A 21,584-nucleotide genomic window follows, 5' to 3' on the forward strand; every position below is an offset into this window, starting at 1 on the left:
AGACTCCTTAGAACTTGAACGGGCTGAGGCCGATCTTCTCGACGGTCTCTGCCATGTCGTTGATCAGCTGCGGCGCACGCTGGGTGTCGGTGATCGCGACCTCGTGGAGCACGACGCGTTCCGGTTCCAGATTCAGCGTGTCCAGGGTGTCGCCAACCTTGCTCATGCGCTCCGCCGCCATCGCGGAGCCGCGCACGAAGTGACACTGGTAGTCGTCATCACGGCGGCACCCCATCATCACGATGCCGTCATAACCGTTGTTCAGCGCATCGGTCACCCAAGAGAGGCTCACAGAACCTAGGCAACGGACCGGGATGACACGCGCCCAGGGGTTGATCTCGACGCCGTTCTGCGCGGCCTGGTCGAGTGCCGGGTAGGCGTCGTTCTCGCAGGCCAGCACCAGGATGCGTGGCTTCTCGTCCCACTCTTCCGGGATCTCGACGTTCTTGATCTGCTGGTTGACGGTCTCCACCGAGTAGTTCTCGAAGGAGATGACGCGTACCGGACAGGCACCCATGCAGGTGCCACAACGACGGCAGCGTGCCTCGTTGTACATCGGGTAGCCCTCTTCGTCCTCGTTGATCGCGCCGAACGGGCACTCAACGGTACAGCGCTTGCACTGGGTGCAGCCCTCCTTGCGGAAGCTGGGGAAGGAGAGGTCGCCAGAGCGGGGGTGAACCGCCTGTCCCAGCGCGGCATGCTCGGCCGCCTGGATTGCCTTCAGCGCGCCACCGGTGGCGTCGTCCTGGGCCTGCTGGATATCCATCGGGCGGCGCACTGGGCCGACCGCGTAGATGCCGGTGCGGCGGGTCTCGTAGGGGAAGCAGATGAAGTGAGAGTCGGTAAAACCGTGCCGTAGGTGTGGCAGGTCGGTGCCCTGACGGTACTCCAGGTTGAGGATCGAGGGCGGAGCCACCTCCAGCGCCTGCTTCAGTGTCTCCTTCTCTGCGGAACCTTCCTCGGCCTCCTCGAAGGCGAGCTGGGCATAGGGATCGGGGCCAGAGTTGGGCTCCATGCCGGTGGCCAGGACCACCAGGTCACACGCCATCTCGGTATCCTCGTTGAGGATCTGGTCATGGAACTTGACGCTCAGGGTGCTGCCGGTAGCCACTTCGGAGGCGATGCCCTTGGAGAAGGTCACCATCGCCTGCTGGCCAGCACGGTAGAAATCCTCACCGCCGGCGCCGGGGGTGCGCAGGTTGTCGTAGAGGATGGTGGTGTCACAGTCGCCGTTCAGCTCCTTGAAGTACATCGCCTGCTTGATCGAGACCAGGTCGGTGACACCGGAGAAGTAGGGCAGGTGGCCCTCCTTATCGGAGCACTGGCCTGCGTTCTGGATGAAGCAGACGCTGCTGACTTCCTTGCCGTCGGAGGGGCGCTTGATCGGGCCGCCGTTGGCGGCAACCGCGAGTGCTTCCAGTTCCAGGCCGGTGATCACATCCTTGCTCTTGCCGTAGCCGAGTTCGGGCAGCTTGTTGGCATCAAAAGGCTTCCAGCCGGAGGCCTGGATGATGGCGCCGAAGGAGACGGTCTCGCTGGAGCCCGACTCAGTGGTGATATCGACCTCGAAGCGGCCGGGGGCGCCGTCGGTCTTGGCCACGCTGCTGTTGAGGTGCACGGTGATCATGTCGTTGCCTTCGATGGCAGCGACTAGGCCGGGTACCGGGTTCTCTTCCGGTGCGTCGTAGGGTGCGCGAGTCGGGATGATCTTGTAGTAACTGCCTACCGCGCCGCCCAGGGCGCCGCTCTTTTCGACGATGTGTACCGGATAACCGGCGGCTGCCGCCTCGATGGCTGCAGTCATGCCGGTGATACCACCGCCGACCACTAGCAGGTTCTTGTTCAGCTCTTGCTCGCCGGAGCTGGATGGGATGCCCATCGACTTCAGCTCGGCGCAGGCCATGCGGACGTAATCGTCCGCCATCTCCTGGGTGGTTTCGCGATTCTCGTCGGTGTCGGGACGGATCCAGATGACGCCTTCACGCAGGTTGGCGCGGGTGATGGCGACATCTGGGATGTTGAAGGCCTCGACCTTGGCGCGGCGGGAGCAGGCAGCGATCATGACATGGGTGACACCGTCGTTGGCGATGTCGTCTTTGATCATCTGCACGCCTTCGGCGCCACACAGCAGTTCGTGTTGCTTGCAGGACTGCATCTTGCCGTCGCGGGTGGCCGTCTGCTCCAGGGTGGCGGCGTCCAGGCGTTCGCCCAGGCCGCAACCGGTGCAGACATAACCAGCAAATTTCTTTTCGTCAGCCACTGTTTAACCCTCCGTTCCGGCTACGCGATTAACCACCTGAACCGCACGCAGGGCGGCGCCGGTGGCGTGTTGTACCGCACGGTTGACGTCCAGTGCGTCGGACGAGCAACCGGCTGCGAAGATGCCGCCGTTGTTCGGATCGGGCTCAATGAAACCCTCTTCGTTCATCACGATCTCGACCGGGAAGCTGGCCTTGTCGACGCTCGGCTCCATGCCGACCGCGAGTACGACCAGGTCGTGCTCGTTGGCGTAGCGGTTGTAGCCTTCGGTATCCACGCCGTGCAGCACCGGGCTGTCATTCTCGCCCTTGACGATAGAGGCCACCTTGGACTTGATGAACTTGACGTTATCCTTCGCCTTGACCGTTTCGTAGAAGTCCTCGAAGCGGTCGATGGCGCGGATGTCGATGTAGTAGATGGAGATATCGACATCGTCTGCCGGGTAGGTGGCCTGCTTCAGTGAGGCCATGCAGCAGATGCGCGAGCAGTGCAGCAGGTGGTTCTTGTCGCGGGAACCGGCGCACTGGATGAAGGCGACGTTCTTTACCTCTTTACCGTCGGAGGGACGGACGATCTTGCCACCGGTGGGGCCGTTCGGATCGGCCAGGCGCTCGAACTCGACGTTGGTGATGACGTTGGCAAAGCGATCGTAGCCGTAGGGCTGGATCTTGTTGGCATCGTAGGGCTGCCATCCGGTGGCCCAGATCACGGCGCCGGCCTTCAGTTCGATGGTCTCTTCCTGCATCTCCAGATCGACCGCGCCGACCTTGCAGGCGTCCGCCGCCTTCTGTGCGTCATCGGTGCCGATGATGGCGGGGTCGATGACGTAGCGTTGTGGGTGAGCCATGGTGTGGGGCAGGTAGGCGCCCTTGCGTTTGCCTAAGCCGTAGTTGTACTCGTCGTCGAACTCGGCCTCGACAGCGCGACCACAGTCGCCGCAGCCGGTGCACTTTTCGTTGATGTAGCGGGGGCTAATCTTAACGGTGGCGGTGTAGTCGCCAGCTTCGCCCTTGATGTCGGTTACCTCGGCCATCGTGATGATGTTGAGGTTGGGGTTCATCTTGGCCCGACGCTGGTTGATCTCCAGACCACAGGTCGGGAAACAGAGCTTGGGAAAGTATTTGTACAATTGGGTGACGCGGCCGCCGACATAGGGGCGCTTTTCAACCAGTACGACCTGTTTTCCGGTCTCGGCAGCTTCAATGGCGGCGGTCATGCCGCTGATGCCACCGCCGACCACCAGAATGGTCTCGTTGGTTGCGATTACTTCCGTCATGGATCTTCCTCCGTCGCGGAATGGCTTTTCAATGTGAAACAGTGAGCGAGCCAATAGTTGACTTGATCGCTAGGTTATTTCATGATTGACGGCGCGTTTCCACGCCCCCGGATTCTGGATCCGCTACGATACGCGTCTTCGCGCCTCCCTTCTATATGAATGCCCCCTATTCCCTATCGAATTTTCCAATGGTTTGATAGAAAGCGGTTATGCTTTATTAGTAGCTGCTAATAAAACAAGGTTCTCTGCAGGGTTTTGTCACTGCCGGTTCCTGCCTGGCTGGATTCCCACGGCGCATTCATGGCTTATCGGCTTGCCTCCAACCGGGGCTGAGGTTAGCGTGGGCCAGCCATAGAGATAAGGATAAAGAGTTGGATGCACGCACCCTGAAGCCGGAAGAGTATTTTGTTGAGAGCGAACCCTACTACGAGCCGGTGGGGGACGAGATCGAGATCTTCGAGGTGGCCTATCGCAACCAGTTGCCGATCCTGCTCAAGGGGCCGACTGGCTGTGGCAAGACCCGTTTCATGGAGCACATGGCATGGCGTCTGAAACGCCCGCTGATCACCGTCTCCTGCCACGATGATCTGACCGCCTCCGACCTGGTGGGGCGTTTTCTGGTCAAGGGTGGCGAGACGGTATGGGTCGACGGTCCGCTGGCGGCGGCGGTGCGTGCCGGCGCCATCTGCTACCTCGACGAGGTGGTGGAGGCGCGCAAGGATACCACCGTGGTGATCCACCCGCTGGCCGACGACCGGCGCGTTTTGCCGATGGAGAAGGTGGGCGAACTGCTCGAGGCGGGCAGCGACTTCTGCTTGGCGATCTCCTTCAATCCCGGCTACCAGAGCGTACTGAAGGATCTCAAACCGAGTACCCGCCAGCGCTTCATCGCACTGGAGTTCAATTACCCCGATGCGGAGCTGGAGCAGCGGATCATCTGCGCAGAGTCGGGGGTTGATGCGGATGTGGCCGGGCGGCTGGTGCGGTTCGCGCAGATGACCCGCAATCTCAAGGGCAGCGGCCTCGACGAAGGGGCCTCAACCCGCCTGTTGGTGCACACGGCCAAGCTGATCCACTCCGGGATCGAGCCAGTCAACGCCTGCCGTGCCGCTATCGCCCAGACCCTGACCGATGATGCCGACATGCTGACGGCGGTCAACGAGCTGAGCGCCTCACTCTTCTGATTAGCATTTGCTCGGATCATGGCGCCGCAACCTGAACTCTCACTGGGGCAGATCCAGGCTCTCCTGGATGAGCTTTTCGAGGTCGAGTTCACCTTTCGCAATACTACCGAGCCGGCCGATGCCATCAAACGGTTAGTGCCGGCGGAGCAGCGCTTTGTGCTCGACTGGGTGGGGCGCATCAGCAGCACCAACATCGAGCTCGCCTACCAATTCTGCCTGAAGGCCGCCGATGCGCTGCGGCTGATGGATGAGTCGATGATCGAGACCTGGGTGGTGCAGGCGATGGACAGCTACGACCGGGTTGGGCTGCAGCCGGCGCTGAAGGTGATCCGCGACATCGATATCTTTGTGCGACAGGGGCGCGAGCGCGCCTCGAGCGCGCTGTTCGACGAGCAGGTGGGGGTGCTGTTGCCGTTCGTGCATGGTCTCTCCGGGCGCAAGCTGAAGTTGGAGCAGGCCGACTTTGCCTACACCGACAGCGAGACGATCTACCTGCCGGCGGTGATGGCGCACCTGCCCAACCCGCGTGACAACTTTCAGCTCTATAAGGCGACTGTGGCGCACCTCTGGGCGCAGACCCGCTTCGGTACCTTCCGGGTCGATATCGCGGCCGAGCTGGAGCGTTACGTTGCGCCGCGGCATGCGTTGCGCTGCTTTCATGCGCTGGAGTCGGTGCGCCTCGACGCCTGTGTGGCGCGGGAGCTGCCTGGACTCTATCGTGAGATGCGGCGGCTGCAGATCGAGCTGGGCGATACGGTGACGGGTGATGCTTGGCAGAGGCTCAGTGCGCCGTTGCAGGCGGCGAGTGCAACGGTTACCGACAGTCTCATCCTGCTGCCCCAGGCGTTGGCGTTGTCGCCGCCGCCATCGAGCTGTTTCTATGGTGAACTGGCGCCGGGGCAGGTGGCGGAGGTGATGCAGCGGCGCATCGAGCGGGAGAAGGCGCGCTTCCGGGTCGCCCTGAAGAAGATCGACGATGAACTCAACGAGGGGCGCCAAGAGCGTACTGAGGCGCCGTCGCCTCGCACCTTCCATCGGCTGTTCGACGAGGAGCGGGAGCCGATGGTTCCGGAGGGATTCGAGATGGAGTTGGCGGTGGATGGCAACCGCATCCCGCTCACTGATGAGCTGAAGCAGACCATGACTTCGATCATCCAGGATCTGGGTGATATCCCGGATGAATACCTGATTCCCGCTGGCCCCGGCGAGTACGACCTCAGCGCCTTTGAAGAGCAGGGCCTCAATCCGGATGACGTCTGGAGCGGTGCCTATCATGAAGAGGGGGCGTTTCTCTATCCCGAGTGGCCCTTCCGCCGTAAGCACTACAAGAAGGATTGGTGCGTGGTGCGCGAGCTGCAGATCCAGCCGCAGTACGATGGGTTTGCCACGCAGGTGTTGCAGAAGTATCGGCGGCTGTTGGCGAGCCTACGCCGTACCTTTGAGGCGATGCGCGATGAGGATCGTCTGTTGAAGCGCCAGGCCTATGGTGACGGGGTGGATATCGATGCTTTTGTCGAGGCCTGGGCCGATCTGCACATCGGCCTGGAGATGAGCGACCGGCTGTTTACCCGGATGCAGCGGGAGGAGCGCAGCATCGCGGTGATGTTCATGGTCGACATGTCCGGTTCCACCGAGGGCTGGATCAACCAGATGGAGCGTGAGGCGCTGGTGCTGTTGGCGGAGTCGCTACAGATGGTGGGTGACCGCTACGCCATCTACGGTTTCACTGGGCAGGGACGCAAGCGCTGTGAGCTGTTCCAGATCAAAGCGTTCGATGAGGCCTACGATGCCGAAGTGCAGGCGCGCATCAGCGGGATCACAGCCGGCGATTACACTCGCATGGGGGCCGCGATCCGCCATCTCACCGCCAAACTGAAGTCGGTGGAGGCGCGCACCAAGCTGCTGGTGACTCTGTCGGATGGCAAGCCGGAGGACTATCCCGATCACTATCGTGGCGAATATGGGGTGGAGGATACCCGCCAAGCGCTCTACGAGGCGCGCCAGGATGGGGTGCACGCCTACTGCATCACCATTGATGAAGAGGGCCAGGACTACCTGCCGCATATGTATGGTGCGGCCAATTATGCGCTGATCAGTGATGTTGAGGCGCTGCCGCGCAAGGTCTCTGAGATCTATAAAAAACTCACCAGCTGAGCTCTCTTGTGGTTCTCAAAATCATAATTGGCGGTGCTGCTGATGATATTGGTTTATCGGCAGTTTCTGTGATGCTGAAGCTGCTTGCTTTCGCTTGGGGTGCTTGGCAACCTGACGATCTTGGTCGCGCAGACGGCCAGTTGCAGCAGTCCCCACTGGAGGAATCATGAAAGCAAAGATCATTGCGCTGTGCATACTCGCCGGGTTTGGCGTATCTCAGGCAGAAGCGGCCCCCGGCTACAGCTATGCTCCCGGACCTCGCTATCAGCAACTACAGCCGCCAGGCCCTGACCAGGTGCTGAAGCAGGGTATCGAGCAGCTGATCAGCTTTATGCACAGCCAGCAGGGGCGATCGCCGCAAGCGCTTGCGGCCTTTCTCGAACAGAACATTGCCCCTTCCTTCGACTTCGCTTACATGGCGCGCTGGGCGGCCGGGCCGGCCTATCGGACGATGAACGAGACACAGCGTGAGGTGATGGCGCGGAAGATAAAGCATCTGCTGCTGGGCACCCTGGCGAAGCGCCTCTCGGTCTATGACGATCAGGGTATGCGCCTGTTCCATTCGCGGCGAGTCGGTCGCAACGAGGCCAAAGTGACGGTGGGCATCATGGGCAGTGCCGGCTACCCGGCCAAGCTGATTTTCCGTCTCTATCGCGGTGAGGCGGGCTGGAAGGTGTTTGACGTCGCCGCCAATGGCAACAGCGCACTGGCCTACTATCGGCGACACTTTGCCCGCAAACTGGCTGGCAGAGGGCATTGAGGCGGATCGGCCATTCGCGAACTTTTGGCTGGTCGCGGCCTCAAAACAGCCAGGCTGTATATCTATTGTGAGTCGCACTGCCCATGTCCCCAGCGAGTAATGGCACCCCAGAAACGCCACAGACGACAGGTATAGGGCGAGGCATGACCCTTGCCGCCTGGGTGTTGTTGCTGGGGCTGTTCGCGCTGCTCTTCTCCGGTCTGCTCGAGCGTCAGCACAACCCCAACCACGAATTGCTGGTGGTTGAGGGAGAGCAGGGCGGGGCTGAGGTGGTGCTGCAGCGCAACAGTCGCGGTCACTATCTGGCACCGGGTCGGATCAACGGCGTGCCAGTGCTGTTTCTGCTCGACACTGGGGCGACCAATGTGGCCCTCTCCGAGCGGCTGGCTGAGCGCATTGGCTTGCCGCGCGGCGCCTCGTCATTGAGTGTCACCGCCAATGGCACCGTAAGGAGCTGGCTGACACGCCTCAACCGGGTGGAGCTGGGGCCGCTCAGTATGTCCGGTGTTGAGGCGTCGGTCCTGCCTGGTATGGCGGGCGATGAGGTGCTGCTCGGGATGAGCTTTCTAAAACATTTGGAGTTACAGCAGCAGGGCGATAAGCTGATCCTGCGCCCTCCCGGCTAAGCTCGGCGGGCGCCCGTGCAGCAGGCCGGCCACTTGCCTGGCCTGCTGCAGCTGTTGTCAGTCGACGCGGTCTTTGAGGGCCTTGAGGGCGCTGACCTTGACCACTGTGCAAGCGGGTTTGGCGGCAATCTTGATCGCTTCACCGGTGGCGGGATTTCGCCCCATGCGTGCCTTGGTGCGGGGCTTGCGTACACGGCGGATCTTGACGCCGGTATCGGGAATGGTGAATTCGCCGGATCCTCGACGCTGCATATGCCGGGTAATCAGTGAACTTAGCGAACCGAATACCACCGCCACCTGTTTGCGGGTGAGGTCGGTATCCTCGGCGATCATCGCGATGATTTGGGTCTTGGTCTGTTTCGCGGTGATCGACTTCTGGCGTGGTGCGGCAACGACCTTCTTTTTCGCGACCCGTTTTTTGATGCTCTTTTTTGCGCTCTTCTTGGCGGTTTTTTTCTTTACAGCCATCTGCGACTCCAAAATAGTGGTGGTGAGCGGGGCAGGCGTGTTGATGATTGCCTGGCGTTATGACGGGTGGTGGCAGGGGAGGGGCCCGTCTTCGCCTGAATATAGCTGAATGTTATATGTGGTGTAGGAATTGGGTGGAGAAAAATGGCGATTGGTCGGTAACTTGTTGTGAAAGTTGGCGAATGGGGTGAGGCAAGGTTCAGGCCGAGAGCCACACACCGCCACGACGTTCATCGCCGGCACCGCTGACCTCGCCGCTGCTGCTGAGCGCAACGCTGTGCGTGCCGCCAAAAAACAGGCTCTTCTGCTTCCACAGCTCTTGTTGCGGGAACTCCTCCTCGAGCGCGCTTATCGTTTCGGCTGGCAGGCCGGGTTCGATGCTCAGTAGACCCCCCTCGAGGTGGACGCGGGGAGCCGCCACCGCCTCCGCGAGGGGCATCTCGAAATCGATCAGGTTGCTGATAACCTGTAGGATCGCACTGCGGATGCGGTTTGAGCCGCCGGAGCCAGTGACAATGCGGCGGCCATCTGCCAGCATCAGCAGGGTGGGGGCCATCATCGAAGCGATACGCTGGTTCTCGAGCCACTGGTTGAAGCCGAGTGGGTTGAGATCCTCTTCACCTAGCATATTGTTCAACATGACGCCGGTGTTGGGGATGATGTAGCCGCTGCCCTCACCGTTGGAGAGAGTGAGGCTGGCGAGGTTTCCGTCCCGGTCAGCGATACTGATCTGGGTGGTGCCGCGGCTGGAGATGCCGCCCTCGGCCACTCGATTCTGAAACGCCTGTAGCAGGCTGGCGGCGTGTGACAGATCGTTGCCGGCTTCAGGATGCTGGCGCATCAGCTGGGTCTGCCGCATGCTACGCGCCAGAAAGCGGAGCGGCTCAGCAGAGGCCGCAGGAAAACGCCCCAGTGTGCAGGGTTCAAGCAACTGCAGGGTGAAATGGATCAGGCTTCCGCCCAGCGAGGGGAGCGGATTGGTCAGGATCTGCGCGCCTTGGTAGTGGCAGCGCAGTGGTGAGCGTCGTATCACCTCGAACTGCTCGAGGTCTTCAGCCAGGAGGTGTCCGCCGCTCTCCCGGCAGGCGCGCACCAGCAGCTGTGCCGGTTCACCACGGTAGAAAAGCGCCTCACCCTCGCGTTGCAGCGCTTCCAGCAGATCGGCCAGCTGCGGGTTGTGGTGCAGCGCACCCACTTCAGGCAGAGCACCCGCTTCCTCGCTGGCGTGCCAGAGTCGCGAAGCAGTATCGGTGGAACGAAGGATTGGGGCAACAATCTGTGCGATAAGGTGTTGAAACGGATTGAGTGGGACGCCGCTGCGGGCCAGCTCGATTGCCGGCTCAAAGAGTCGCTGCAGTGGTAGGCTGGCCAGCTCCCGATGGATCGCAAACACCCCCCCGACAAAACCGGGGGTGGCGATCGAGCCCATACCGATATGAAAGCTTTGGTTAGCATCGCCAAAATCCGCAACGATCGGGTAGAGATCGATCTCTGATGCGTCTCGTTTGCGGCGCGGGGTCTGGACAAAAAAATCGTAGACGAGCGGGTCAGCGCCGACAGGATGTGCGGTGAGGAATCCGCCGCCGCCGAGCGATGCTAGAATGGGTTCGGCGACGCAGGCTGTCAGCATTGCTGAAATCGCTGCATCAAAGGCGTTGCCACCCTCCTGGAGGATGAGCCGAGCGGCCTCGGCCGTGGTGGAGTGGCCTGCAGCGACAGCTCCCATTTGTGTGCATCTATTCACTATTGCGGCATTTTTGGGATCTATTGCCCCTTGAAACGTGGTGCTGTGCAAAAATCGGCAGACCCAGGAAGGGTAATATGCACAGCAAATCATAGACGCTGGGGGTGGACAAGAAACTTTGGATGGATTCAGTTTTTTTCTGATATGCCGCTAGATTGAGAGATATAGAGAGGGTCTATTCTGATAGATCTACAGTTTCCCAGAGGCGAGCTGAATGCCGGTTCCTGACAGTCAAAACGATGATGCCCTACTGAAAAACCTGGTGCCTCTCAATACCCTTTCGGATGAACAGCTCGGTGAGCTGTTGAGCCGGATTGTGGTAGAGAAGGCGGTCAAGGGCGAATATTTATTCCGTGAGGGCGATACCGACCACCAAAACGTCTATCTGCTCTCCGGTACAGTCGCGCTGCTATCAGGCAAGCGTGAGGTCGATACGGTGGCCAGCGGCACCCAGACAGCGCGTTTTGCGCTCGCCCATCAGTTGCCGCGCAAGAACTCGGTGCGTGCCAAGAGCACAGTGAGCTTCGTCCGCATCGACAGCCGCATGCTCAGCGAGCTGTTGGCGAAGAGTCATAACGCTACCTACGAGGTAGCGGATGTCGAGGAACGCCACACTAGCGACTGGATGACGCTGCTGCTGCAGTCTCCGGTGTTTCAGCAGATCCCGCCTGCCAACCTGCAGAGCGTGATGATGCGCATGGAGCCGGTCAATGTTGCTGCGGGTCAGGTGATCATTCGCCAGGGAGATGAGGGGGACTACTTCTATTTGATCAGCCAGGGTGTCTGCAGTGTCACGCGCCGGAATGAAGCGGGAGGCCCTGAGGTCGAGCTGGCGCGTCTCAAGGATGGTGCAAGTTTCGGCGAAGAGGCGCTGATTTCAGACAGCCCCCGCGGTAGCAGTGTCGCCATGGTCACCGATGGCGTGTTGATGCGGCTCAGCAAGGAGGATTTTGTTGACCTGGTCAAACGGCCGCTAACGAAAAGTGTAAAGTACAAGCAGGCGCAGGCCTATATCGACGAGGGGGCGCTCTGGCTCGATCTGCGTACCCCGGAGGTCTATGAGGAGAAGCATCTTCCGGGAGCGATCAACCTGCCCTATTTTTCATTGCGTTTTCAGGCCTCATCCCTCGCCAGCGATCGGATTTATATCACCTGCTCCGATCAACCGGGTCAGGCGGCGAGCGCAGCCTATCTTCTGATGGAGCGCAGTTTTGAAGTCTATGCCCTCAGCCAGCAATGGGACGAGGTGGCCGAGCTTGCTGGCCTGACATCAAAATCTGCGCTTGAAGAAGAGGGCGGCAATGTCATCGATTTCAATCGGGAAGAGCGCATCCAAGAGGTTTCCGGCGACAGTGAAAGCGTGGATGCGGAATCCGAGGTGGCCTCGATTGCAGCGCTCAGTCAGCGAGCGGATGATCTCGAAATAGAGCTGGAGGATCTGAGGAACGAATACACGGAGATGGAGAGCCGCCGCGCCACGGAGATCAAGCTTCTCCGGCAGACTGTGGCGGCTGCGCGCCATCGGCTGGCTGCAGAGGAGAAAAAGGCGGCAGCCATGCGTGACGGGTTGCTTGTGGAGGTCAACGAGATCAAGCAGCAGTTGGCGCAGGCGCATAAAGAGTTGCAGGAGAAGCGCGAAGGGGAGGGATGGGAGCTCGCGCTGAAAAGGCACACTGAGGCGCTGCATCAGAAGATTGCCGCAATCTATGACGATTTGCGGCTGACCGAACAGTCGAGAGATGAGGCCCTCGAAGAGCTCGATCGCCTGCGCAAGGAGCGTGCAGAGAGTGGACAGTCGCGGTCGGGGTTCGAGAAACAGTTTCAGGCTCTGCAGCAGCAGTTGGCGGCTGCAGAGCAGAAGGCTGAAGAGCAGACTCTGGCGTTGGCTGAGGCAGAACGGCAGAACAAGTCGCTTGAAGCAGAACGGAAGCAGCTGGAGGATGCGCGTGAGCGTCTTGCCAGAAAAAATGCCGAAAAGGAACGTGAGCTGGAGGCGGTGCGGCAGGCCAACGACGAGCAGGAGGATGCGCGCCAGGTAACGCTTGGAGCGCTGCAGAATCAGCTTGAAATCGTCAAGGGAGAGGCCGCCAGACAGGCTGAAAAGGCGGCCCACGAACGGACCGAGCTTGAAGCTGAGCTGGAGCGGAGTCGTGAAACGCTCAAGGCGCGTGAAGATGAGATTGCCCGCCTGCAGGTGGAGGCGGGCAAGGTTGGTGAAGAGCGTGCTGCACTGGATCGCCAGTTCCGGGATGAGGCGGAGGCACGCCAGACACTGCAACAGAAATATGCTGAACTGGAGTCGCAGTTTACTCTTGAGCGGCAGAAGAGTGCAGAGTTGGCAACTGCTTTGCGCGAGTTTGACGATGCTAAGAGAGCGCTTGAAGATGAGCTGAAAACCGCCGCGACCCAGAGGCCGAGCATAAGGTAGCGATCAGTTCGTTGCGTGAAGAGCTGAATGAGTCGAAGCGCATCGCCACCAATCAACAGACCGAGCTGTTTAATATCGGGCGGGAGTTGCAGGTGCAGCGACGTGAGCGGGATGAGCTCTCCAGTCAGATCAAACAGCAGGACGTGATGCTGAATGCCTCTGAAGAGCAACTTGAGGAGCTACAGAGAGAGACCGATAGACTGCAAGCCGCCAAGCAGGAACTTGAGGCGCAGTTAAGATCCCAGCAGCTGGAGATGGCTGCCGCCGAACAGGCCTGGCGGCAGAGCTTGGAGGAGGCTGAAGCCGAACAGGAGCGCCTGTCGCGTCAGGCCAGTGAAAAAGCACAAGACGCGCTACGGGAGCGGTCTGCTGCAGAGAAATTTGAAGCAGAGAGTATTCAGCTACAAACTGCACTGGAGCAGATGGCGGATGAAAAAGCGGTTGCGCAGCAGCAACTGCAGGCAGCTGAACAAAGGGCTGAAACGCTTCAGGAAGCAGTTGCTGAGAGCAAACAGCAACTGCAACAGCTGCAGCAAGAGATCGCCGAGACTCGAGACGCCGGGCAACAGCGTCTCCAGCGTGATGAGGCATTGATTGCAGAGTTGCGGGAATCGCTGGCGCAGGCTGAGGCAAAGATTCGTGATCTGTCGGAAGCGATCGCTGAGGCAAACGCCCAGGCTCGTCAGCATGAGGCGTCACAGTCGGCGCTAGAGGAGAGAGCAGAGCAGGATAAAACCAAGCTTATTTCGCTCCAGAGTGGACTAGAAGATGCAGCCGCCAGGGCTGACAAGGCGGAGATGGAGTTGCGACGTCTGATGGATAATGAAAAGCAGGCAGAAGGTGAGTTTGAGGCACGGATTTCAGAGCTGCAGGAGGCCTTGGAGGCAGCGCAGACCGAGAAAGCCCGCGCCCGGGAGCAAGTGGCGCAGGCCGAGTTGCGCCTGCGTGAGGCGGATGAACGGAATTTGGAGCTTGAATCTGAGCTGGACCGGAAAAAGCAGCACGTATCCGAGCTGAGCCAAAGCCTGACTCAGGTCGAGGCACAGAAGTCGGGTGCCGATGTCTCCCTGCAGGATGCGAAGCGTGAGCAGCAGGAACACGCCGAGCAGTACCAGTCACGTTTGGCTGATCTTGAGCAGGATCTGAGGCAGTTGCAAGGTCAGCTGGCTAGCACGCAACGTGAGCTTGACGCAGAGCGGGAACAGCACACTCAGGATATGGCGGCGAGCCAGCTGAGGATTGAGGAGCTCGAGTCAACCTTGCTGGAGGTGGAATCCCAGAGTCGGATTGACGGTGAAACCGATAGTTCAGGTGATCAGGGGCAACTTGAGGTCTTGTTGGAAGCACGGAGTGAGATCGAAGATCTGAACCGCACTATTGACGGTCTGCGTGAAGTCCAATTGGAGATGGAGAGTCAGCTGGATGGAGACAATGAAGAGGAGGTGCATGCGCTGCGTACCTCGCTGGAGAAGGAGGAAGCGCGTCGCAGAGCGGCGGAGGAAAAGGCACAAAAGGCCGATTTTCTGTTGCGCGAACGGCAGGTGCAGGAGGCCGCAGTGGAGATGTTGGAAGAGGACCTCGACGCTATCTCCAAAGAGCGCGATCTGCTTAAGCAGGAGCATGACGGCATTAGCTCCCAGCTGGAAGAGCTGCGCGATCATCTCGGCGATCTGATGGATGAGAATGACAAGCTGCACGACCAGATCAACATCTATCGTGAGCAGGTGGGCGACTCCATGTTGGCTGAAGAGGTGCTGGATCAGCTGGCAGAAGCTCGCAAAAAGGTTGAAAAACACCGAGTAGAAAGGGACGAGGCGTACAAGAAAGCGCAACGTTATAAAAGCCAGGTCGAGGAGCTTCGTTCGGTGATGGAGACCTATGTCTCACAGATTGAAAGCGTGCAGGCAATGGGTGAGGGCGATGCGCTGGATGCGTTGCGCAGTGAGCTTATCATGGTGAGGGAGCGGGCGACTGAAGATCTGGAGACCATGCGCCGAAAGCTCGATGAGGTTGCGACGAGCGGTGGACGTGACGTCAATGATGTAGCTGCGCTGCAGGGGGCCTTGCAGGATGTTGATTCGCTGCAGAAGGCACTGCGTGAGCGTGAACAGTCGCTGCGTATCTCCCAGCGGCAGTGTCGCAAACTGGAGGATGCGGTTGAGGATCGGGACAAAGAGGTGGATCGTCTCAAGCATCGTTGCGAGTTACTGCAAAAGCACAGCGGTATAGAGAGCATCGAGATGGATTCTATTGATGTCAGCACTGATGCATTCTCTCAGGCACCCAGCACTATCGAAGTGGATATGGCCGAACAGTTCGGTGGTGGCAAGGATGACTCGGTGGAGAAGAGTGAAACGAGTCGCCGAAAAATCTCATTTGGGCGTCTGTTCGGTAAAAAATCAGACTGAATGATTTGTTCAGAGGCTTCTTAGCCAGTCAGATTGGGCAGGGCGATACGTTAGTCAAAAGAGGAACGCTGCGTGCGGGTGCTTGGGGTGGGGGTGGCAACCCTCGATATCATCAACACGGTCGACCACTATCCAAATGAGGACGACGAGATGCGGGCCTTGTCGCAGCGCATCGCCCGTGGCGGTAATGCTGCCAATATGCTGGTGGTGTTGAGTCAGCTTGGTCACCGTTGCGACTGGGCTGGCAGCATCGCCGACGAGCCGGATAGTCGCCACATCCTGGAGGATCTGGCGCGCTACGCTGTCGACTGTTCTCACATCACCCGGCAGAGCGGCGGCAAGGTGCCGACCTCCTATGTCACGCTCTCTGCTGTAACTGGCAGCCGCACAATCGTGCATTACCGGGATCTCGAGGAATTTTCTGCCGCAGACTTTGCCGGGATCGATCTGGATGGCTACAACTGGGTTCACTTCGAGGGGCGTAACTGTGCTGAGGTGGAACAGATGATGAGACGACTCAAGCGGTCGAATCCAGCTCTTCCCTGCTCGCTGGAGATCGAGAAGCCGCGTGAGGGTATGGATCGACTGCTGGGTTTGCCTGATCTTCTGATATTCTCGCGTGCCTTTGCCAGGGTCAGCGGTTATGTCGGGGCAGAAGCGTTGTTTGCCGAGATGCGCCCGCTCAATGCTAAGGCCACTTTCTTCTGTGCCTGGGGTAGTGGCGGTGGCTACATGCAGCTAGCAGCGGGCAAGATACTGCACTCGCCCGCCCATCACCCGCCTCGGGTGGTGGATACCCTGGGTGCAGGAGATGTTTTCAATGCTGCGGTCATTGATGGCCAGATGCGGGGCCTGTCGGCTGAATCTGTGCTGCAGCAGGCGCTGCGCTTAGCGGGAGAGAAGTGCGGGCGGGTTGGATTCGATGGCCTGCGCGGGGTGCTCGATAGCCATGGCTGAGCCACGCAAGCTCTGCCCCCTCGATATGCTACAGGATCCAGGAAGTCGAGGCTTTTCAGTCGATCGGAATGGCCGGCAGGTCGAGTTGTTTCTGGTGCGGCGTGGTGCGTCCGTATTCGCCTATCTCAATCGTTGTCCCCACACCGGCGTCAATCTGGAATGGCTTCCCGATCAGTTTCTCGATCTGAGTGGCGGTTTTGTCCAGTGTGCGACTCATGGAGCCCTGTTCCGTTTGGAGGATGGTTACTGTGTGCGTGGACCCTGCGGAGGAGCGTCACTGCAGCCGCTACAGGCGTGGGTTGAGGCGGATGAGGTTTGGGTGGCGCTGGATTGATGTCAGCGCTTACCAGATGTTCAGCTGGCCAAGAATGAAAAAACCGGGCACTTAGCCCGGTCGTGGAGGGTGAAGGGAAGCGCGCCGCCTCAGCTCATTTCGTCAAGGAAAGCGTTTAGGTCCGCTAAGACCAGCTCAGGCGGGATGCGCTTCTCTTCGTGTTGTTCGGCGATGACCTCCTGAAGCCCCAGTTGGGGCTGCGCTGCAGAAGGCGCGATGAGTTCATTCGCGGTCGTGCGGTGCTCGCTGCATTCATCTTTGGCTGAATACCTTTCGACCACCTGGCCGGTGGACATATCGAATACAGTTTTCATCTTGCACCTCCTGAAGGGGTCTGGATTCTGCCTTCACCTAAATTAGCGGCGTTTGGTGCCAGTTCTTTAGTTCTGCTAACCAATACCATGAGTGATGGTCCTGCTGGGGTGAGTGACTTCACAAAACAATGCATAGACCCTTCATATCACAGCGGCTAGTCCTGTTCATCCAGATGATCCAAGGGGTTTATATGATTGTTACCCGCCGGCTTGTCCAGGTCGACGCCATAATCGTCGCGGCTGAGATCGTATGAGCCGGACCAGTCTTCGGGTGGTGCAATCTGCTTGGCGTCCAGGGCTTCCCAAGCTTCCAGGTCGTACTCTTCGACCGTGCCATCGTAAAACTGGACCTCGACCAGCCCTTCTTCCGGGTCGAACGCAACCACCTCGAGGTTTTCCATTTCGTTGGTTCTGAACCAGTCGCCAATTTTGATCATGGTGGTGTTCATTGCAGCTCTCCAGTCACCATGGGTTGTGATTTGATTATGACACCTGGAAACCGCCCGGCCATTGTCGAAGATCAGTTATTCCTGCTGCTTTGATTACTCATATTCCCTGATCACTAGGGTGCCGGCGAGCTTGTCGTGCCATCCCTGTTTGCGTTTGTCCCACATGATCCAGAAAAAACCCAGGCCGAGCCCAAGTATTGACAGGTAGTAACCCAGATATCGCCCGATGAGCTGCCCGGTGGAGGGTTTGCCGAAGCTTTTGGCATCAACGACGCGGGCGTTGAACAGCATTTTACCGGGGGTGGCGGAGCGGAAGTGCCAGAATACCAGGACTGCAATGGCTGGAAAGAGATAGTTGAGCAGTAGCTCCCAGAGGTCGTGGCTGGAGTGTGCAGAGTGGAAATAGTCGACACCGTAGATCTGTATCAGGATCGGTGCGGTGACTAGCGTGATCAGAATCGAGTCGATGATCGATGCCGCGGTGCGTTTCCAGAAGCCGATATATTCGATCACCAGAGATTCGGATGTCGTGGAGGGCGTTTCGTGTTGCATTGATGTTTCTCGTCAGGGGCTGGGGTTGGGCTGTCTGGTATGGATCGCCTCGATGCCGGCTTCCAGCTCGGGGCTGAGCTTCAGCTGCAGACTCGCCAGATCGATTTCGAGCTGCTGCAGGGTGGTAGCGCCAATAATGTTGGAGGTGACAAAGGGGCGGGAGGTGACCCAGGCTAGCGCCATCTGTGCTGGATCGACAGCGTGTTCCCTGGCCAGCGCCACATAGGCCTGGGTGGCGTGTTCCGCCTCGGGGTTAGAGTAGCGGGTGAAGCGCTCAAATAGAGTGAGGCGTGCACCAGTTGGGCGGACGCCATCGAGATATTTGCCGGAAAGCACACCAAACGCGAGCGGAGAATAGGCGAGCAGACCGCAGGCCTCGCGCTGGGCGATCTCTGCCAGCCCCACCTCGAAGCTGCGGTTGAGCAGATTGTAGGGGTTCTGAATGCTCACCGCCCGGGGTAGGTCGTTTGTCTCTGCCAGCTGCAGATAGCGCATCAGGCCCCAAGGGGTCTCGTTGGAGACGCCGATATGGCGGATCTTGCCCGCCTGGACCAGCTTATCGAGCACGCCGAGTGTCTCTTCGATGGGGATGCTGTGGTCGTCTGGTTGGTGTTGATAGCCGAGTTGACCAAAATAGTTAGTGCTGCGCTCAGGCCAGTGAAGCTGATAAATGTCAATGTAATCAGTCTGTAGACGGCGCAAACTGGCGTCGAGCGCGGCTTCGATATGGTGCTGGTTGAGACGTGGCGCGCCATCACGCAGGTAGGGGAGCCAGTCTGCTGGGCCGGCGACCTTGCTGGCGAGGATCACCCGGTCGCGCTGTCCTCGCTTAGCAAGCCAGCTGCCGATGTAGCTCTCAGTTCGCCCCTGAGTCTCGGGGCGGGGCGGAACTGGGTACATCTCGGCGGTATCGATCAGGTTGATGCCAGCCGTGAGCGCGCGATCGAGCTGTGCGTGGGCTTCAGCTTCACTGTTCTGCTCGCCAAAGGTCATGGTGCCGAGGCAGAGCGCGCTGACGTGAATCCCAGTGCGTCCCAGTTGTCTGTATTCCATAGAGGTGCTCCTGCTGCGGACCGCAGCAGATTATAGGTGAAGCTGCCGCTGCTGGCTGTATTTCTGGTCTAAAGTCAGAGGTCTTGGCCGCTATGATGACAGGTTGTCGCCACGGGGGGTGATATGGAGCTTGATGGGGCGCTGTTTCCCGCAGAGATGTTGTGGTGGTTGGGGGCGTTCTATGGCATGGCGTTGCTTGCCGCGCTGCGCATGGCCCCCTGGCGGCGCTTGTTCGCGCCATCGCAACTGCATGTGTTTCTCGGTGCCATCGTGGCGCTGATTGCGCTCTGGCATATGCGCGGTCAGGTTCTGCCGGGGGTGACCTTTCATCTGCTGGGCGTTACCACTGTCACCCTGATGTTTGGTTGGTCGTTCGCCCTGCTCGCGGCAAGCGTCGTGCTGCTGGTCGTCAGCTGGAATGTTGGCTATGGCTGGCAGGGTCTCCTTCTGAGCGGTCTCACAACCGGCCTGCTGCCGATCACCCTGACCCAGGTGCTGCTGGTGCTGGTGCGCTCCTGGCTACCCAAAAACTTCTTTATCTACGTGCTTGGTAGCGGTTTTTTGACTGCCTGGCTGGTGGCCTATATCAGCGGTTATCTGGCGGTCTGGTTGCTGGTGACGGCTGGCGTCTATGCCTATGCCAAACTGCAGGTGACCATCATGCCTTTCTTCCCACTGATGTTTTTTCCGGAGGCCCTGGTGAATGGTTGGATCGTGACCATCTTGGTCTCTTTCTGTCCCGCCTGGGTCTACTCCTTCAGCGATGAGCAGTATCTGAAAGGCAAGTGATCTTCAGCTACGAGATAGGCGTTTGCCAATTTTAGCCCTAGAATGACTGCAGTTCTGGTTCAATCCCTGTGATGTGAGGATGCGCAATTGAGTTGGTGGGGTAAGTTGGTCGGCGGGGCCTTTGGATTCATGTTGGGCGGACCGCTGGGGGCGGTGCTGGGTGCCGCTCTGGGACACAAGTTCGACAAAGGTCTGGAGGGGTTGCCGGAGGATGCTGGCGAGTGGGATCCGGGCGACCAGGAGCGCACCCAGATGGCCTTCTTTACCACCACCTTCTCGGTGATGGGGCGGTTGGCCAAGGCGGATGGACGTGTCTCACCCGATGAGATCCGGTTAGCAGAGGCGATCATGGATCAGATGTCGCTCTCGCCGGAGATGCGCAAGACGGCGGTGCGTCTCTTCAACGAAGGCAAGTCAACCGGCTTTCCCCTGGACGAGGTGCTGGAGCAGTTTCGCGTTGAGTGCCACCGGCGTCAGACCCTGATCCAGATGTTCGTCGAGATCCAGCTGCAGGCCGCCTACGCAGACGGCCAGATGGACCCGGCTGAAGAGACGCTGCTGCTGCACATCTGTGAGCGCCTCAGTATCCCTGAGTTCACCTTTCGCCGCTTGGAGCAGATGGTGCGGGCGGAGCGCCACTATGCTGGAGCGGGGCAGGCACCGCGTGCAACGGGGGTCTCGCTGGAGGATGCTTATGCGATCCTTGGGGTTGCGCAGGCAGCTTCGGATAAGGAGGTGAAGCGGGCCTACCGCCGTCTGATGAGCCAGCATCACCCGGACAAACTGGTGGCCAAAGGCCTGCCGGAGGAGATGATGAAGATGGCGGCACAGAAGACCGATGAGATCCGCAAGGCCTATGAGCAGGTCAAGGCGTCGCGAGGGATGCGCTAGGGTCGAAATTTGAGCAAAACTTGAGCCAGCGCTGCCGGATGCCTATGCTTAAGACTCTGTGCCTAGGGACAAAAGAAGCCCAGTGCACATCTGGCTTGCCGCAAATCCAATAAAAACGTGCTGGGGGAAAGCATGACCGATAGTCTTGATCCGATTCTGCTCAACTTCGTCTATGCCATTTTTGGTGGCGCCCTGACGATCTTTTTCATGTGGTTTGGTTGCAAGGTCTTCAGCCACATCGTCAACTTCAGCATTCCGGACGAGTTGCAAAAGGGCAACATTGCGGTCGGCATCATGATCATGGGTATCTTTGTCGGCATTGGTACTGCACTGGGTTTGGTGATAGGGCTTGGGTTGAATTAACCATGTCCGCACGAACCCTCAGGTTGTTCGTGCTGTTGGTGATCATCCCCGGACTGGCGCTGGCCGGGGTGGCGAAGCATGTCAGCCATGAGCGCTGGACCAAACAGTACGACCGCTATTTCCGCAAATATACCAAGCACTACTTCGGCCCCCATGTGGACTGGCGCTGGTTCAAGGCGCAGGGAATTGCCGAGTCCGGCCTCAAAGCGGATGCGCTGAGTCGGGTCGGTGCCAAGGGGATCATGCAGATCCTGCCCAGCACCTACGAGGAGATCAAGAAGAAGAACCCCCACTTCACCCAGATCGACGAGCCGCGCTGGAATATCGCGGCGGGCATCTTCTACGATCGCATGCTCTATCGCCGCTGGAAGAAGGGGGCGCTGCCCACCGAGCAGCGGCTGCCGTTTGCCCTGGCCAGCTACAATGCAGGCTATGGCAAGGTCTCAAAGGCCTTCAAGCGAGCGAAGTCGAGGCATGGCGATATCAAACAGTGGGAGCAGGTGGCGCCTTTTACGCCGCGGGAGACACGCCACTATGTCAGCCGTATCAAAGATCTGATGGAGCCGGAGGAGTAG

At 59.3% G+C, this 21,584-nt stretch carries 20 protein-coding genes; 12 read left to right on the forward strand and 8 right to left on the reverse strand.

Annotated elements, in window-relative coordinates; translation table 11 throughout:
* Positions 1–7: 7 nt before the first annotated feature.
* A complete protein-coding gene (locus tag L0Y14_RS00995) occupies positions 8–2,260 on the reverse strand; it encodes an FAD-dependent oxidoreductase (RefSeq protein ID WP_005959157.1) in 2,253 nt (750 codons plus the stop codon).
* Positions 2,261–2,263: 3 nt separating this feature from the next.
* The gene (locus L0Y14_RS01000) at positions 2,264–3,535 is read right to left on the reverse strand and encodes a CoB--CoM heterodisulfide reductase iron-sulfur subunit A family protein (protein WP_006474367.1); all 1,272 of its coding nucleotides are present in this window, start codon (positions 3,533–3,535) and stop codon (positions 2,264–2,266) included.
* Positions 3,536–3,906: 371 nt separating this feature from the next.
* Here L0Y14_RS01000 and L0Y14_RS01005 point away from each other — a divergent pair, with 371 nt between their 5' ends.
* From L0Y14_RS01005 to L0Y14_RS01020, 4 genes are all read left to right on the forward strand, one after another.
* Entirely contained in the window at positions 3,907–4,719 is an 813-nt protein-coding gene (locus tag L0Y14_RS01005; protein ID WP_005959155.1) for a CbbQ/NirQ/NorQ/GpvN family protein, read from the forward strand.
* 18 nt (positions 4,720–4,737) lie between these two features.
* Positions 4,738–6,873 carry a nitric oxide reductase activation protein NorD gene (locus tag L0Y14_RS01010; RefSeq protein ID WP_006474366.1) on the forward strand — a complete coding sequence of 712 codons (2,136 nt, stop codon included), beginning with the start codon at positions 4,738–4,740 and terminating at the stop codon, positions 6,871–6,873.
* 166 nt (positions 6,874–7,039) lie between these two features.
* Complete coding sequence (locus tag L0Y14_RS01015; RefSeq protein ID WP_006474364.1) at positions 7,040–7,633, forward strand: MlaC/ttg2D family ABC transporter substrate-binding protein; 594 nt, start codon at positions 7,040–7,042, stop codon at positions 7,631–7,633.
* An 83-nt stretch (positions 7,634–7,716) separates the two neighbouring features.
* Complete coding sequence (locus L0Y14_RS01020; protein ID WP_005959151.1) at positions 7,717–8,259, forward strand: retropepsin-like aspartic protease family protein; 543 nt, start codon at positions 7,717–7,719, stop codon at positions 8,257–8,259.
* 57 nt (positions 8,260–8,316) lie between these two features.
* On the opposite strand, the gene L0Y14_RS01025 is transcribed toward L0Y14_RS01020, so the two are convergent.
* Positions 8,317–8,727 carry an HU family DNA-binding protein gene (locus L0Y14_RS01025; protein ID WP_006474362.1) on the reverse strand — a complete coding sequence of 137 codons (411 nt, stop codon included), beginning with the start codon at positions 8,725–8,727 and terminating at the stop codon, positions 8,317–8,319.
* A gap of 199 nt (positions 8,728–8,926) precedes the next feature.
* Positions 8,927–10,453, reverse strand: coding sequence for a gamma-glutamyltransferase family protein (locus L0Y14_RS01030; protein ID WP_040819150.1), 1,527 nt, complete (start codon positions 10,451–10,453; stop codon positions 8,927–8,929).
* A 232-nt stretch (positions 10,454–10,685) separates the two neighbouring features.
* On the opposite strand from L0Y14_RS01030, the gene L0Y14_RS01035 reads away from it, so the two are divergent.
* The 4 genes from L0Y14_RS01035 to L0Y14_RS01050 all read left to right on the forward strand — a co-directional run bounded on the left by L0Y14_RS01035 (position 10,686) and on the right by L0Y14_RS01050 (position 16,598).
* Complete coding sequence (locus tag L0Y14_RS01035) at positions 10,686–12,899, forward strand: cyclic nucleotide-binding domain-containing protein (protein ID WP_251859237.1); 2,214 nt, start codon at positions 10,686–10,688, stop codon at positions 12,897–12,899.
* An 11-nt stretch (positions 12,900–12,910) separates the two neighbouring features.
* A complete protein-coding gene (locus L0Y14_RS01040; protein ID WP_006474358.1) occupies positions 12,911–15,307 on the forward strand; it encodes a coiled-coil domain-containing protein in 2,397 nt (798 codons plus the stop codon).
* A 72-nt stretch (positions 15,308–15,379) separates the two neighbouring features.
* Positions 15,380–16,264, forward strand: a complete 885-nt coding sequence (locus L0Y14_RS01045; protein WP_005959145.1) for a PfkB family carbohydrate kinase — start codon at positions 15,380–15,382, stop codon at positions 16,262–16,264.
* Positions 16,257–16,598 carry a Rieske (2Fe-2S) protein gene (locus L0Y14_RS01050; RefSeq protein ID WP_006474357.1) on the forward strand — a complete coding sequence of 114 codons (342 nt, stop codon included), beginning with the start codon at positions 16,257–16,259 and terminating at the stop codon, positions 16,596–16,598. The genes L0Y14_RS01045 and L0Y14_RS01050 overlap by 8 nt, the downstream gene beginning before the upstream one ends.
* 89 nt (positions 16,599–16,687) lie before the next feature.
* Here the strand turns inward: L0Y14_RS01050 and L0Y14_RS01055 are convergent, their stop codons facing one another.
* The 4 genes from L0Y14_RS01055 to L0Y14_RS01070 form a co-directional block, all read right to left on the reverse strand.
* Positions 16,688–16,912, reverse strand: coding sequence for a hypothetical protein (locus L0Y14_RS01055; protein WP_040819147.1), 225 nt, complete (start codon positions 16,910–16,912; stop codon positions 16,688–16,690).
* Between the two features lie 155 nt (positions 16,913–17,067).
* Positions 17,068–17,361: a DUF6763 family protein gene (locus L0Y14_RS01060; RefSeq protein ID WP_005959142.1), complete on the reverse strand. Its 294-nt coding sequence runs from the start codon at positions 17,359–17,361 to the stop codon at positions 17,068–17,070.
* Positions 17,362–17,454: 93 nt separating this feature from the next.
* The gene (locus L0Y14_RS01065; protein ID WP_006474356.1) at positions 17,455–17,913 is read right to left on the reverse strand and encodes an RDD family protein; all 459 of its coding nucleotides are present in this window, start codon (positions 17,911–17,913) and stop codon (positions 17,455–17,457) included.
* Positions 17,914–17,925: 12 nt separating this feature from the next.
* On the reverse strand, positions 17,926–18,966 hold the full coding sequence (locus L0Y14_RS01070; protein ID WP_006474354.1) for an NADP(H)-dependent aldo-keto reductase: 1,041 nt from the start codon (positions 18,964–18,966) through the stop codon (positions 17,926–17,928).
* A gap of 123 nt (positions 18,967–19,089) precedes the next feature.
* On the opposite strand from L0Y14_RS01070, the gene L0Y14_RS01075 reads away from it, so the two are divergent.
* The 4 genes from L0Y14_RS01075 (at position 19,090) to L0Y14_RS01090 (ending at position 21,584) form a co-directional block, all read left to right on the forward strand.
* Positions 19,090–19,755, forward strand: a complete 666-nt coding sequence (locus L0Y14_RS01075) for an energy-coupling factor ABC transporter permease (RefSeq protein WP_005959139.1) — start codon at positions 19,090–19,092, stop codon at positions 19,753–19,755.
* An 87-nt stretch (positions 19,756–19,842) separates the two neighbouring features.
* Positions 19,843–20,646: a co-chaperone DjlA gene (djlA, locus tag L0Y14_RS01080; RefSeq protein WP_005959138.1), complete on the forward strand. Its 804-nt coding sequence runs from the start codon at positions 19,843–19,845 to the stop codon at positions 20,644–20,646.
* Between the two features lie 132 nt (positions 20,647–20,778).
* A complete protein-coding gene (locus tag L0Y14_RS01085) occupies positions 20,779–21,009 on the forward strand; it encodes a DUF350 domain-containing protein (RefSeq protein ID WP_232432879.1) in 231 nt (76 codons plus the stop codon).
* Positions 21,010–21,011: 2 nt separating this feature from the next.
* The gene (locus tag L0Y14_RS01090) at positions 21,012–21,584 is read left to right on the forward strand and encodes a transglycosylase SLT domain-containing protein (RefSeq protein ID WP_005959136.1); all 573 of its coding nucleotides are present in this window, start codon (positions 21,012–21,014) and stop codon (positions 21,582–21,584) included.

Origin of the sequence: Candidatus Endoriftia persephonae (assembly GCF_023733635.1) — a bacterium.
In the GTDB taxonomy this organism is placed as follows: Bacteria; Pseudomonadota; Gammaproteobacteria; order Chromatiales; family Chromatiaceae; genus Endoriftia; species Endoriftia persephonae.

Coding starts and splice junctions, on each gene's coding strand:
- L0Y14_RS01000 (WP_006474367.1), bottom strand. CDS start 3,535: ATGACGGAAGTAATCGCAACCAACGAGACCATTCTGGTGGTCGGCGGT.
- L0Y14_RS01010 (WP_006474366.1), top strand. CDS start 4,738: ATGGCGCCGCAACCTGAACTCTCACTGGGGCAGATCCAGGCTCTCCTG.
- L0Y14_RS01015 (WP_006474364.1), top strand. CDS start 7,040: ATGAAAGCAAAGATCATTGCGCTGTGCATACTCGCCGGGTTTGGCGTA.
- L0Y14_RS01020 (WP_005959151.1), top strand. CDS start 7,717: ATGTCCCCAGCGAGTAATGGCACCCCAGAAACGCCACAGACGACAGGT.
- L0Y14_RS01025 (WP_006474362.1), bottom strand. CDS start 8,727: ATGGCTGTAAAGAAAAAAACCGCCAAGAAGAGCGCAAAAAAGAGCATC.
- L0Y14_RS01030 (WP_040819150.1), bottom strand. CDS start 10,453: ATGGGAGCTGTCGCTGCAGGCCACTCCACCACGGCCGAGGCCGCTCGG.
- L0Y14_RS01035 (WP_251859237.1), top strand. CDS start 10,686: ATGCCGGTTCCTGACAGTCAAAACGATGATGCCCTACTGAAAAACCTG.
- L0Y14_RS01050 (WP_006474357.1), top strand. CDS start 16,257: ATGGCTGAGCCACGCAAGCTCTGCCCCCTCGATATGCTACAGGATCCA.
- L0Y14_RS01055 (WP_040819147.1), bottom strand. CDS start 16,912: ATGAAAACTGTATTCGATATGTCCACCGGCCAGGTGGTCGAAAGGTAT.
- L0Y14_RS01060 (WP_005959142.1), bottom strand. CDS start 17,361: ATGAACACCACCATGATCAAAATTGGCGACTGGTTCAGAACCAACGAA.
- L0Y14_RS01065 (WP_006474356.1), bottom strand. CDS start 17,913: ATGCAACACGAAACGCCCTCCACGACATCCGAATCTCTGGTGATCGAA.
- L0Y14_RS01070 (WP_006474354.1), bottom strand. CDS start 18,966: ATGGAATACAGACAACTGGGACGCACTGGGATTCACGTCAGCGCGCTC.
- L0Y14_RS01075 (WP_005959139.1), top strand. CDS start 19,090: ATGGAGCTTGATGGGGCGCTGTTTCCCGCAGAGATGTTGTGGTGGTTG.
- L0Y14_RS01085 (WP_232432879.1), top strand. CDS start 20,779: ATGACCGATAGTCTTGATCCGATTCTGCTCAACTTCGTCTATGCCATT.
- L0Y14_RS01090 (WP_005959136.1), top strand. CDS start 21,012: ATGTCCGCACGAACCCTCAGGTTGTTCGTGCTGTTGGTGATCATCCCC.